This is a genomic window from Xanthomonas arboricola pv. populi (assembly GCF_002939945.1).
Classification (GTDB): Bacteria; Pseudomonadota; Gammaproteobacteria; order Xanthomonadales; family Xanthomonadaceae; genus Xanthomonas; species Xanthomonas arboricola_A.
Map to the genome: position 1 here is coordinate 554,498 of NZ_MDEB01000001.1, position 12,426 is coordinate 566,923.

A 12,426-nucleotide genomic window follows, 5' to 3' on the forward strand; every position below is an offset into this window, starting at 1 on the left:
ATATGTTTGAATAATTCGAATTCTAAAATCGATCGATAGTGCTTATCGTGTGCGCACGCCGCCACGATGAGTCCGCCTGATGCGCACGTCTGCCAGTCACATTCCGGATACCGACCTATACCGGCCCCTGCAGGCAGGCGCTAGCATCGCCACACGCGGCGACGCTTCTCGATGACCCCACGGCTGCATGTGCGCCGTCGATGGATGACCACCGCTGCATAGCTCGCCCCTCCAATTCCACCAGCACGTGTCCGCAGTCTCGGCACACAGCTCCCCAAGTGCTCACGCACACAGGTATTGCCATGACAACCGAAGCCAAGTGCCCCTTCAACCACGCCGTCGTCGGTACCGGAACCACCAACCGCGATTGGTGGCCCAAGCAGTTGCGCGTGGACCTGCTCAGCCAGCATTCGAGCAAGTCCAACCCGCTGGGCCAGACCTTCAACTATGCCGAAGCGTTCAAGCGCATCGATCTGGCCGCGCTCAAGCAGGAACTGCGTGCGCTGATGACCGACTCGCAGGACTGGTGGCCGGCCGACTTCGGCCATTACGGCCCGCTGTTCGTGCGCATGGCCTGGCATAGCGCCGGTACCTATCGCATCGGCGACGGGCGTGGCGGTGGCGGTCGCGGCCAGCAGCGCTTCGCACCGCTCAACAGCTGGCCGGACAACGTCAGCCTGGACAAGGCGCGCCGCCTGCTGTGGCCGATCAAGCAGAAGTACGGCCAGGCGATCTCCTGGGCCGACCTGATGATCCTCACCGGCAACGTCGCGCTGGAAAGCATGGGCTTTACGACCTTCGGCTTTGCCGGTGGCCGCGAAGACACCTGGGAACCGGATCAGGACCTGTACTGGGGCCGGGAAACCAAGTGGCTGGGTGGCGACGAGCGCTACTCGCGTGGTTCGCCGGGCGTGGACGAAGCGCACGGCGTGCTGGTGAAGGACGACGACAGCGAAGTGCCGCATACCCGCGATCTGGAAAACCCGCTCGCCGCCGTGCAGATGGGCCTGATCTACGTCAATCCGGAAGGCCCGGACGGCAAGCCCGACCCGGTCGCCGCCGCGCGCGACATCCGCGACACCTTCGCGCGCATGGCGATGAACGACGAAGAGACCGTGGCGCTGATCGCCGGCGGCCACACCTTCGGCAAGACCCACGGTGCCGGCCCGGCCGACAACGTCGGTGCCGAGCCGGAAGCCGGCGAGCTGGAAAGCCAGGGCCTGGGCTGGCACAACCGCTACGGCAGCGGCAAGGGCGCCGACACCATCACCAGCGGCCTGGAAGTCACCTGGACCACCACACCGGCGCAGTGGAGCAACGATTTCTTCGACCATCTGTTCACGTTCGAGTGGGAGCTGAGCAAGAGCCCGGCCGGTGCGCACCAGTGGGTGGCCAAGAATGCCGACGCCATCATCCCGGATGCGCACGATGCGTCGAAGAAGCATCGCCCGACCATGCTGACCACCGATCTGGCGCTGCGTTTCGACCCCGCTTACGAGGCCATCTCGCGTCGCTTCCACGAACACCCGGACCAGTTCGCCGATGCCTTCGCCCGCGCCTGGTTCAAGCTCACCCACCGCGACATGGGTCCGCGTTCGCGTTACCTGGGGGCGGAGGTGCCGAGCGAAGAACTGCTGTGGCAGGACCCGGTGCCGGCGGTCGACCATCCGCTGGTCGATGCGCAGGACGCCGCCGCCCTCAAGCAGGCCATCCTCGACTCCGGCCTGAGCGTGGCGCAGCTGGTGTCCACCGCGTGGGCGTCGGCGTCGACCTTCCGCGGCTCGGACAAGCGTGGCGGCGCCAATGGCGCACGCATCCGCCTGGCACCGCAGAAGGATTGGCAGGCCAACCAACCCGAGCAGCTTGCGCAGGTGCTGGGTACGTTGGAGCGCATCCGGGCCGACTTCAACGGCGCGCACTCGGGCGGCAAGCAGATCTCGCTCGCCGACCTGATCGTGCTGGCCGGTAACGCCGCGGTCGAACGCGCCGCACAGGCCGCAGGCCACAGCGTCACCGTGCCGTTCGCACCCGGCCGCACCGATGCCTCGCAGGCGCAGACCGATGTCGAGTCCTTCGCAGTGCTGGAGCCGGTGGCCGATGGCTTCCGCAACTACGCCAAGCAGCGCTACGCAGTGCCGGCAGAGGCACTGCTGATCGACAAGGCACAGCTGCTGACGCTGACCGCGCCCGAGTTGACCGTGCTGGTTGGCGGCCTGCGCGTGCTCGGCGCCAATGTCGGCGACTCCAGGCACGGCGTGTTCACCACCCGCCCCGGCGTGCTGAGCAACGACTTCTTCGCCAACCTGCTCGACATGCGCACCGAGTGGAAAGCCACCTCCGAAGCGAAGGAGGTCTACGAAGGCCGCGACCGCAGCACCGGCGAAACCAAGTGGACCGGCACGCGCGTGGATCTGGTGTTCGGTTCCAACTCGATCCTGCGTGCGGTGGCCGAGGTCTATGCCAGCGCCGAAGCACAGGAGAAGTTCGTCCAGGACTTCGTCGCCGCCTGGACCAAGGTGATGCAGCTGGATCGTTTCGATCTGGCGTGAGTGGCAAGGCGCACGCCCTCGTGCGTGCGCCTTAAACTCTCTGTTGAACTACACGCAAGATTGACTCGGCACTGGAGACGTCAGTGGAGCGGCGGGTCTCCGGTTTGGCTGCAAGGCCCTTGCCCGCCCACCCTCGCGGGACACGCCGCAAGTACGTCCCTGTAAGCTCTTACGCGGCATCCATGCCGCGTAAGGTCCCGCGACGGCGAGCGGACAAGGACCCGTCGAGATGGTCGGTGTGCATGGTTAAGAGCAGAGCATCACGAACGGCGCTTCCCCCGCGATGGAGAAGCGCCGTTTTTATTGATTGAACAACATGACGGATGCCCAGGCGTTTTTTGTTTCCGTCAGCCGATTCGCAGCGGACAGCCCGCGCAGTGCTACAACGCGTCGATATCGCCCAGCGCGTTGATCAGCCGGCGTGCGCGCTTGTCCGGCTTGCCCTCGGGTGCGCGATAGCCGGTACGTTCGGCGGCGCGCTGCAGCCGCCATTGCGCACGCGCCTGGCGTGAGGCATCGCTTTCCACGTACAGCGTCTGTGCGACCGGTGCCGGGCCGCGCACATCGCTCAGCGCGGCAACGGTGACTTCGAAGATCTCGCCGCCACGGTCGATGCGCAGTTGTTCGCCGCTACGCAGCGTGCGCGAGGGCTTGGGCCGCTGGCCGGCGACATCCACCTTGCCGTTGTCGACCGCCGTCTTGGCCAGGCTGCGCGTCTTGAAAAAACGCGCCGCCCACAACCAGACATCCAGCCTGACCGTCGTCGCATGTTCCACCAGTTGAGTCATCGCGTTGTGCTTGCCGTCGGTTCCAATGGGCTGCGGGCCGCTGCCGTGATCGCGCCGCAGCGGCGCGTCGCAACGGGCTGCGTTGAGCGAAAAACATTTGGGCAACCTCGCCGGAACTCAAGCGTCGCTGCCGACCGGACCTGGACCGCCGACCGCGTCCTGGCTGAGCGGTACAGGCAGATCTGCACGGCGGGTGCCGTGCCTGGTGTCATCGAAACGTCGGGCGCCGCACGCCTCACACAAGCCAATGCTAGTGTTCGCAGCTTCCGTACCACGGCACGTCTGCAATGCCCAAATCCGCTGTCCTGACCGAAGGCCCGATCGGCAAGAATCTGCTGCTGTTCGCGATGCCGATTCTTGCGGGGAATATCGCGCAATCGCTCAATGGCTCGATCAACGCGATCTGGGTAGGTCGCTACCTCGGCGAGGAGGCGCTGACTGCGGCGGCCAATGCCAACAGCATCATGTTCTTCCTGATCGGCTCGGTGTTCGGCATCGGCATGGCCTCGACCATCCTGATCGGCCAGGCAATGGGCGCGCGCGACATCGCGCAGGCGCGCAGGGTCATGGGCACCAGCGCCAGTTTCTTCGGCGGGCTGTCGGCACTGATCGCGGTGCTGGGCTGGTTTCTGGCGCCGCATCTGTTGACCGCGATGGGCACGCCACCGGCATCGCAGACATTGGCCGAGGAGTACCTGCGGGTGATTTTCCTGGCGATGCCGCTGATCTATGTGTTTGCGTTCCTGTCGGCGGCGCTGCGCGGTACCGGCGATGCCCGCACGCCGTTCCGCTTCTTGCTGGTATCGGTGGCGCTGGACATCGTGTTCAACCCGCTGCTGATCTTCGGCCTGGGTCCGTTCCCGGCGCTGGGCATCGCCGGCGCGGCCTGGGCCACGTTGCTGGCACAGGCGGTGGCACTGGGCGGTTTGCTGCTGTATCTGCGCAGCAAACGCCATGTGCTGTGGCTGGGCCGTGGCGATCTGCACCTGTTCCGCATCGCGCCGACGATCCTGCGCGCACTCATCGTCAAAGGCGTGCCGATGGGCCTGCAGATGGTGCTGATTTCGCTGGCCATGATCGCGATGATGACGCTGGTCAACGGCTTCGGTACCGACACCGCAGCCGCCTACGGCGCGGCGCTGCAGCTATGGACGTATGTGCAGATGCCGGCGATGGCGCTGGGCGCGGCCTGTTCGACGATGGCCGCGCAGAACGTGGGCGCGGGATTGTGGACGCGCGTGGATGCCACCGCACGCACCGGCATCGTCGCCAACTTCCTGCTGACCGGCGTGCTGATCGGGCTGCTGATCGTGTTCGATCGCTGGACGCTGGCGCTGTTCCTGCCGACCGACAGCCCGACGCTGGAGGTCGCGCGGCATCTCAACCACATCGGCATCTGGTCGTTCCTGCTGTTCGGCGTGAGCTTTGTGATTTCCGGCGTGGTGCGGGCCACCGGTGCGGTGATCCCGCCGCTGCTGATCCTGGCGTTCGGTCTGTGGGGCGTGCGCGTGCCGTTGGCGAAGGCCTTGATTCCGCATCTGGGAGCCGATGGCATCTGGTGGAGCCTTCCGATCAGCTCGGCATGTTCGATGCTGCTGTCGCTGGCGTATTACCGCTGGGGCGGCTGGCGCAAGGCGCGGATGCTGACCACGCCGGCGCATCCTGCGAATCCTGCGGAGCTGGCCGCCGCTGCCGAAATACCGGCGCATCCGGCCTCGCCGGTCGCCGATACCGCGCCGGTCGCAGACGTGCCGCAGCCCCGCCGGCACTGACGTCCGCTGACCCATCCGGCTAGCGCGCTGCCACACCGGCCGACATTACGCGCGAAAGCAGGAGCCGGACGCTGTATTGAAATGATCGATACAGCGCGCACGGATTTCTTGAGTGATCGACCCAGCCGACCGACGCCACCGCTCGCCGAGTCGCTACGAAAAGACATCCCGCCCCCACTGCGCAGCAACCGCGCGCCCACGTGTAAACCGTATGAGCATCGCGTACGCATGACCGGCGAATCCCGATTCCCTAATCCCGATTCCCACAACGCAAACGGCCGCCCGAAGGCGGCCGTCTGGCATCAGCAGGACAACAAGCCTGCTGGCGACTTACTCAGCCTTGGCAGCAGCCTGGCGAGCGGCCTTGGCCTGTGCAGCGGCGGCCAGATCTTCCTTGATGCGCGCAGCCTTGCCTTCCAGACCACGCAGGTAGTACAGCTTGCCGGCGCGCACCTTGCCGCGACGCTTCACTTCGACCGAGTCGATGATGGCACTGTGGGTCTGGAACACGCGCTCGACGCCGAAGCCGTGCGAGATCTTGCGCACGGTGAACGCGGAGTTCAGGCCGGCGTTCTTGGTACCGATCACGACGCCCTCATAGGCCTGCACGCGCTCGCGGTTGCCTTCCTTCACCTTGACGTTCACCACGACGGTGTCGCCCTGGTTGAACTCGGGAAGCTTGCGCTGAATCTGGGCGGCTTCGAAGTCAGCCAGGATGGTCTTGTTGAGTTTGCTCATGATGGGCACCGCGTGTCTGGTGATATTGGACCGGCAGTCGCCGCACGGCGATTGCTCGAGGTTCGTAGGAGGGCCAGACGCAAGGCTGGCCAGCAAGCCGCATATTGTACCCCAACCAATGTTGCAAGAGCTAGGGGTGGAGCCCTTATTTCTTGTCGCCCGCGGCGAGTTCGCGGCGGAACTCGTCCAGCAGACGGCGATCATTCTTGTCCAACCCGGCCTCATCGAGCAGGTCCGGGCGGCGCAACCAGGTTCGGCCCAGCGACTGCTGCCGACGCCAGCGCACGATTGCAGCATGGTTGCCCGAGCGCAACACATCCGGCACATCGCCCCAGTCATGGGTCGATGGATGGCTGTAGTGCGGGCAGTCGAGCAGCCCTTGCGGGCCTTCGAAACTATCCTGCGCTGCGGATTCGGCGTCGTTCAACACCCCCTCCTGCAACCGCGTCACCACATCCACCAGCACCGCCGCGCCAAGCTCGCCACCGGACAACACGTAGTCGCCGATGGAGATTTCCATGTCCACCGCCTGCGCCAGAAAACGCTCATCCACGCCTTCGTAGCGCCCGCACAACAACACCATGCGTGGCAACTGCGCCAGCTCGCGGGCGAGCGGCTGGGTCAGCGGCCGCCCCTGCGGGCTGAGATAGATCACCGGTGCCGGACGCGGGTCTGCCGCTTGCACCGCGTCCAGACAGGCCCGCAACGGCTCGATCAACATCACCATGCCGGGACCGCCACCGAACGGACGATCGTCCACCCGGCGGTAATTACCCTGCGCATGCTCGCGCGGATTCCAGCCCTGCAATTCCAGCAAGCCACGCTCCTGCGCCCGCCCGACCACGCCGAACGCCGCGCATTGCGCAATGAACTCGGGGAACAGGCTGATGACGTCGATGCGCACTGGAGAATCGGGAATCGGGAATCGGGATTGGGGAATGGGTAGAGCAAGGGCGGAGCCGGGGCACCGCCTTGATCAGAAATCCGGATCCCAGTCCACCACGATCAGGTTGGCTTCGAAGTCGACCGACTTGACGAAATCCGGCAGCACGAACGGCACCAGCCGCTCGCGATCGCCACGCACCACCATCACGTCGTTGGAGCCGGTGGAGAACAGGTGCGACACCGTGCCGAGCTTGACGCCCTCGACGGTTTCCACGTGTAGCTCTTCCAGATCCACCCAATAGTATTCATCGGGCTTGGGCGGCGGCAGCACGCTGCGCGAGACATAGATCTCGGTCCCGTGCATGGCTTCGACGGTGTCGCGGTCACTGACGTCGGGGAACACCGCGATCAGATTCTTGCCCTGATCGCGTCCACGCACGCCGCTCACGACCGATTCCTGCCCCAAGGGCGTCCGCACGATCCACGGCTGGTACCGGAAGATCGCACTGCGCGGCTCGGTCCAGGATTCGAGCTTGAGCTCGCCCTTGACACCAAAAGCGCCGACAATCCTGCCTAACAGGATGCGGCGCTCGGTCGGCTTCATCTGCGTCGACTCCGGGCCAGGCGGTGACGCCCGGCCCTCAAGATCAGGCCGCAGCGGCCTGGGACTTGGAGGCTTCGCGATACAGGTTACGCACCTTGTCGGTCAGCTGTGCGCCCTGGCCGACCCAATGGTCGACGCGTGCGACGTCCAGCACGACGCGCGGTTCTGCGCCCTGCGCAACCGGGTTGTAGTAACCCAGACGCTCAATGTTGCGGCCATCGCGCGCGCTGCGCACGTCGGTCACGATGATGTGGTAGAACGGACGCTTCTTGGCGCCGCCGCGGGTCAGTCGAATCTTGACCATGGTGTCGTTTTCCTAAAGTTGCCCAGTCGCCAGAGTGGCGCGGTAAGCCGGCGATTATAGCGGGCTCCGGCGGCGAAGCCAAGCCACCCCGGATTGACTCAGATTCCTTGCCAGGCCTGGGTTTGCAGGGCCTGCTCCAGCAATGGCAGCTGCGCGGCCTGCGCCGACCACGACGCCACGCCGGCCTGCACGATCGCTTGCTGACCACGCGCGTTGCAGCTGAAGGCCCCATCGAAGCTGTCCAGCTCGCTGAGCATGACCGGGCGAAACTCCTGCTGGATACCGAGCGTTCGCAGGCCTGCCTGCAGCAGACGCTGCTGGGTGCCGCGCAGCGCCGGCCCTTGCGGCCACACCACCTTGCCCTGCTGCCACAGGCCCAGATTCCAGAACGCGCCTTCCAACAGGCAATCCTGGGCGTCGACCAGCAAGGCATCGTCGTCGCCGGCCGCCAGGGCCTGGCGACGCAGATGCAGCAGCGCGAAGGTGCCGACATGCTTGTGGTGCGGTTGCTCGCGCACATGACGCACCGGCCGCACGCGCAGTGCGGCGGCTGGCATCCGGGCTGCAGGCGCGATGGAAATCAATACATCGGGTACAAGCTCGCGCGATGGATCGCGCAGGTCGAAATCCTGCGCAAACACGGTGATGCGCACGCTGGCGTCTTCGCAGTTCGCAGCCGACAACGCAGCACGCAACTGGGCGCGCAGGGATGCCTCATCGATCGATGCACCGAACAAGGCAGCGCCGTCGTGTTGCAGTCGTTGCAGATGCAGGTCCAGCCCGCGCACCGCACCGGCGCGCACCTGCAGCGTGGTGAAGTGGCCGTAGTTGATCAATGCGGCAGCGCCCAATTGCTGCGCTGTCGCCACTGCGCCATTGCAGAAGATCAGCGGCACAACAGCGCCTGTGCTTCGGCCCACCACTGGGTCACCAATTGCGCGGCTGGCTGGGCCGGTGCCATCCAGGCCGATTGCCCGGCCCAGGCCTGCATGGCGTCCAGGCGGTTGTCGCGCGCGGCGGCCTGACGCATCGGTGCGGTCAGCGCGCGCTGCACCGGATACGGTGCTGGCACCGGTGCCTCTGCGACGGTGGCAGCACGCACATACGGCGTGGCGAGCGCACGCCCCAGACGGCCGGAAAATGCGCGGGTCGGCTGGGTCTGCTCCGGTTCGGCCTGGGCCAGGGCGTCGGCCCAGGCGCTCGGTAGCGCGGCCTCGGGTGTGCGTAGCAGGCCGGTACCGATCTGCACGGCGCTTGCGCCCAGCGTCAGCGCCGCGGCAATGCCGCGTGCGTCGGCGATGCCGCCTGCGGCGATCACCGGGAGACCGAGGTGGTCGACCAGTCGCGGCAACAAGGCGAACAGCCCGGTCATCTGCCACTCGGCCCGACCGGCGTCGAACGCACCGCGATGCCCACCGGCCTCGGCACCCTGCGCAACCACCGCATCGGCACCGGCCGCCTGGGCCGCACGCGCTTCGTCCAGCGTGGTGGCGCAGGCGAACCAGGCGATGCCGGCGCGCTTCAGGCGCGCAACCTGATCGGGTCGAAACACGCCCATGATCGACGAGGCGACGGCGGGCCGCGCGGCGAGCAAGGCTTCGAACTGGGCATCGAAGTCGGCGGGCGTTGCATCGCCCGCCTCCTCGGGAACCGGCGCCCCCCACTGCGATAGAAATTCCCGCAAACGCGCTTCCGCATCTGCGTTGCGTACCGGTGCGGGATCGGGAATCCATAGATTGATCTGTGCAGGCCCGCTGCTTGCGTCACGAAACGCCGTCATCCACGCCACGATCTCCTGCGGCTGCGACAACACCGCGCCCATCGCGCCCATGCCGCCGGCCGCGGCAACCGCCGCCGACAACGGCACCGGGCAGGCACCGGCCATGGGGCTGAGCAGAATGGGAACGCGCAGGTCGAAACGTTGGCAAAAACGCGCGACGTTTGCGTGCGGGCCATCTGACGCAAGCGACGGTGTCGCGGACACCTCAGCGATCGCCTTCGAGAAGCTGCACGATTCTGGACCACTGCATCTGCCGCGCCAGATCCAGCGCCGTCTTGCCCGATGGCGTGCGCAGCGACGCATCCGCGCCGTGCTTCAGCAACAATGACACCGGCTGATAATTGCCCGCCAATGCATCGCGCTGCAGCAGCGTCCAACCTGCGTCGTCGCGGAAATGCACCATGTCCGGCTGATCGCGCAGACCCTCGTCGAACTTGGGGCCCATGTTCTCGCTCATCGGATGCTCGCGCTCGGACGGATCCAGCTCCGCTACGGCAACCTGGGCCGGCTTGCTCCCGAACATCTTGCCGAACAGGCCGCCTTTGCGTTCCTGCACGGGCGCCGGCACCAGGCGCACCGCACCCGGTTCGCCGAAGTCCAGACCCCACGCAGCGTCGTGCTCGGCGCGTTCGGCGCGCGACATGGTGCGACGCATCGCATCGATGGTATGGCCGCCGTAGACCTGGCCATCGGCCACGTACATCCAGTCTTCCAGGTCGGTGATCGGTACAGACACGGCGTCGCCGGCAGTGAGCCCTGCGATCCACTTCGGATCGTTGAGCAGGCTGCCGGAGACCTGCTCGCCATCGAACTGCACATCGGAGATCCACATATGCTCGTGCGAAGGCGCATCAATCGCAGAAGCATCGGTGGGAAAAGGCAGTTTCACTGCCGCCATTTCCAGGCCAGGCACGATGCGGCGATATTCCCAGGACAGTTCGCGCCAGAAGAACCTGAAGGTGTCGCGCGCTGAGGCATAGGCGGCCTGCAGTGCAACGTCTTCATCGTTTGCGAAATGCATGCGGTTTTCGGTCATGGTTACCTCGACTAAGAGCGGCTAGCAATGACGCCGCCCGCAGGTATCAGCGAATCCCGAGGGAGCCCCCAGAACCGCAGCGATCAACTTTCAGGTGCCGCGCGTGCCCGATGACCCGGTGACTTCGACAACCGCTCGCGCTACGTCGGCGCATGACGACGGCAACGCCGGGCCTGGGGAAAACGACACGACGCAGACGCGATGCAATCGCACCTGCTTCTGCTGCGGAGCGATGCCCTGCATTGCCAGCGCAGGGCCAGTGCGGCGGCGCGCAGGCCGCGTCAGCGCATTACTGCACTCAGCGGAACGGCATGCCGCCGCGGCCGCCCATGGCGCCCATCATGCCCTTCATGTTGCGCATCAGGCCCTTCATGCCGCCGCCGGCCAGCTTGCCCATCATCTTTTCCATCTGCTGATACTGCTTCATCAGCTTGTTGACGTCGGCCGGCAACATGCCGGAGCCGCGGGCGATGCGGGCGCGGCGCGAGCCGTTGAGCAGGGCCGGATTGCGGCGCTCCTTCTTGGTCATCGAATTGATGATCGCGATCATGCGCGGCACTTCCTTGCCGGTGACCTGCTGCTTGACGTTGTCCGGGATCTGGCCCATGCCCGGCAGCTTGTCCATCAGCCCATGGATGCCGCCCATGTTCTGCATCTGCTCGAGCTGTTCCTTCATGTCGTTGAGGTCGAACTTCTTGCCCTTGGCGACCTTGGCGGCGAGCTTGGCGGCCTTTTCCTGGTCGACGCTGTGCTCGACCTGCTCCACCAGCGACAGCACGTCGCCCATGTCCAGGATGCGGCTGGCGACGCGGTCGGGATGGAACACGTCCAGGCCGTCGGTCTTTTCGCCGGTACCGACGAACTTGATCGGCTTGCCAGTGATGTAGCGCACGCTCAGTGCGGCACCGCCACGGGCGTCGCCGTCGGTCTTGGTCAGCACCACGCCGGTCAGCGGTAGCGCCTCGCCGAAGGCCTTGGCGGTGTTGGCCGCGTCCTGGCCGGTCATCGCATCGACCACGAACAGGGTTTCGGTCGGGTTGACCGCGGCGTGCAGCGCCTTGATCTCGTCCATCATCGCCGCATCGATCGCCAGACGGCCGGCGGTATCGACCAGCAGCACGTCGGCGAACGACTTGCGCGCGTCGCTGATGGCGGCGCGCACGATGTCGACCGGCTTCTGCGAGGCGTCGGACGGGAAGAACAGCACGCCGACCTGCTCGGCCAGGGTCTTGAGCTGCTCGATCGCGGCCGGGCGATAGACGTCGGCCGAGACCACCATGACCTTTTTCTTGCGCTTTTCCTTCAGGTGCTTGGCGAGCTTTCCGACCGTGGTGGTCTTGCCCGCACCCTGCAGGCCGGCCATCAGGATGATCGCCGGCGCCGGCACGTTGAGGTTGAGGTCGGTGGCGGCCGCGCCCATCACCGCGGTCAGTTCGTCGCGGACGATCTTGATCAGCGCCTGGCCCGGGGTCAGCGACTTGAGTACCTCCTGACCGACCGCGCGCACCTTGATGCGTTCGATCAGCGCCTGTACGACCGGCAGCGCCACGTCGGCTTCGAGCAAGGCGATGCGCACTTCACGGGTGGCTTCACGGATGTTCTCCTCGGTCAGGCGGCCGCGGCCGCGCAGGCGCTCCATGGTGCCGGAGAGACGTTGGGTAAGGGACTCGAACATGCGCAAGGGACCGCGTGAGGGGAAACGGGCGTCGATTATAGCGGCACCGGCCAATGCGCCGCCCCGGCCGCCCCGCCGCCCACCGGCGAAGCCAGCCCGGGATGCAGCCGCGTCCACGCGCGGCAATGCGCACGGCCAACCAGCGACAGCGCCGCAATGGACAGAAACAGCAGCCGCAGGAGCAGCGGCTACCCCCCCATCCCAACCCCCTACCCGCTCGCGGCCTGCCCCGCACGCCGGCCCAGCTCCAGCCCCGCAGCTCGCAACCTGCTTTTCCCGATTCCCGATTCCCGAT

General features: G+C 66.0%; 11 protein-coding genes. 2 read left to right on the top strand and 9 right to left on the bottom strand.

Annotation, left to right across the window (positions count from 1 at the left end):
* Positions 1–302 precede the first annotated feature (302 nt).
* Positions 303–2,549, top strand: a complete 2,247-nt coding sequence (gene katG / locus XaplCFBP3123_RS02650) for a catalase/peroxidase HPI (RefSeq protein ID WP_104532682.1) — start codon at positions 303–305, stop codon at positions 2,547–2,549.
* 380 nt (positions 2,550–2,929) lie between these two features.
* Here katG and XaplCFBP3123_RS02655 read toward each other — a convergent pair whose 3' ends face one another.
* Positions 2,930–3,337 (bottom strand): RNA-binding S4 domain-containing protein, encoded by a 408-nt coding sequence (locus XaplCFBP3123_RS02655; RefSeq protein WP_104533249.1) that lies wholly within the window; start codon positions 3,335–3,337, stop codon positions 2,930–2,932.
* Positions 3,338–3,624: 287 nt separating this feature from the next.
* Here XaplCFBP3123_RS02655 and XaplCFBP3123_RS02660 point away from each other — a divergent pair, with 287 nt between their 5' ends.
* A complete protein-coding gene (locus XaplCFBP3123_RS02660) occupies positions 3,625–5,109 on the top strand; it encodes an MATE family efflux transporter (protein WP_104532683.1) in 1,485 nt (494 codons plus the stop codon).
* A 330-nt stretch (positions 5,110–5,439) separates the two neighbouring features.
* Here XaplCFBP3123_RS02660 and rplS read toward each other — a convergent pair whose 3' ends face one another.
* The 8 genes from rplS to ffh form a co-directional block, all read right to left on the bottom strand.
* Positions 5,440–5,847, bottom strand: coding sequence for a 50S ribosomal protein L19 (gene rplS, locus XaplCFBP3123_RS02665; protein WP_005989873.1), 408 nt, complete (start codon positions 5,845–5,847; stop codon positions 5,440–5,442).
* 145 nt (positions 5,848–5,992) lie between these two features.
* Positions 5,993–6,751, bottom strand: coding sequence for a tRNA (guanosine(37)-N1)-methyltransferase TrmD (trmD, locus tag XaplCFBP3123_RS02670; RefSeq protein ID WP_104532684.1), 759 nt, complete (start codon positions 6,749–6,751; stop codon positions 5,993–5,995).
* Between the two features lie 72 nt (positions 6,752–6,823).
* Entirely contained in the window at positions 6,824–7,336 is a 513-nt protein-coding gene (gene rimM, locus XaplCFBP3123_RS02675) for a ribosome maturation factor RimM (RefSeq protein WP_104532685.1), read from the bottom strand.
* Positions 7,337–7,379: 43 nt separating this feature from the next.
* Entirely contained in the window at positions 7,380–7,640 is a 261-nt protein-coding gene (rpsP, locus tag XaplCFBP3123_RS02680) for a 30S ribosomal protein S16 (protein WP_011036396.1), read from the bottom strand.
* A gap of 98 nt (positions 7,641–7,738) precedes the next feature.
* On the bottom strand, positions 7,739–8,536 hold the full coding sequence (locus tag XaplCFBP3123_RS02685) for an aminotransferase class IV family protein (RefSeq protein WP_104532686.1): 798 nt from the start codon (positions 8,534–8,536) through the stop codon (positions 7,739–7,741).
* On the bottom strand, positions 8,527–9,525 hold the full coding sequence (locus XaplCFBP3123_RS02690; RefSeq protein ID WP_253254118.1) for an NAD(P)H-dependent flavin oxidoreductase: 999 nt from the start codon (positions 9,523–9,525) through the stop codon (positions 8,527–8,529). The genes XaplCFBP3123_RS02685 and XaplCFBP3123_RS02690 overlap by 10 nt, the downstream gene beginning before the upstream one ends.
* 100 nt (positions 9,526–9,625) lie before the next feature.
* Positions 9,626–10,441 carry a DUF2314 domain-containing protein gene (locus tag XaplCFBP3123_RS02695; protein ID WP_253254119.1) on the bottom strand — a complete coding sequence of 272 codons (816 nt, stop codon included), beginning with the start codon at positions 10,439–10,441 and terminating at the stop codon, positions 9,626–9,628.
* Between the two features lie 313 nt (positions 10,442–10,754).
* Entirely contained in the window at positions 10,755–12,131 is a 1,377-nt protein-coding gene (ffh, locus tag XaplCFBP3123_RS02700) for a signal recognition particle protein (RefSeq protein WP_064632203.1), read from the bottom strand.
* Between the last annotated feature and the right edge of the window lie 295 nt (positions 12,132–12,426).

Coding starts and splice junctions, on each gene's coding strand:
- katG (WP_104532682.1), top strand. CDS start 303: ATGACAACCGAAGCCAAGTGCCCCTTCAACCACGCCGTCGTCGGTACC.
- XaplCFBP3123_RS02655 (WP_104533249.1), bottom strand. CDS start 3,337: ATGACTCAACTGGTGGAACATGCGACGACGGTCAGGCTGGATGTCTGG.
- XaplCFBP3123_RS02660 (WP_104532683.1), top strand. CDS start 3,625: ATGCCCAAATCCGCTGTCCTGACCGAAGGCCCGATCGGCAAGAATCTG.
- rplS (WP_005989873.1), bottom strand. CDS start 5,847: ATGAGCAAACTCAACAAGACCATCCTGGCTGACTTCGAAGCCGCCCAG.
- rimM (WP_104532685.1), bottom strand. CDS start 7,336: ATGAAGCCGACCGAGCGCCGCATCCTGTTAGGCAGGATTGTCGGCGCT.
- rpsP (WP_011036396.1), bottom strand. CDS start 7,640: ATGGTCAAGATTCGACTGACCCGCGGCGGCGCCAAGAAGCGTCCGTTC.
- XaplCFBP3123_RS02690 (WP_253254118.1), bottom strand. CDS start 9,525: ATGGCCGGTGCCTGCCCGGTGCCGTTGTCGGCGGCGGTTGCCGCGGCC.
- XaplCFBP3123_RS02695 (WP_253254119.1), bottom strand. CDS start 10,441: ATGCATTTCGCAAACGATGAAGACGTTGCACTGCAGGCCGCCTATGCC.
- ffh (WP_064632203.1), bottom strand. CDS start 12,131: ATGTTCGAGTCCCTTACCCAACGTCTCTCCGGCACCATGGAGCGCCTG.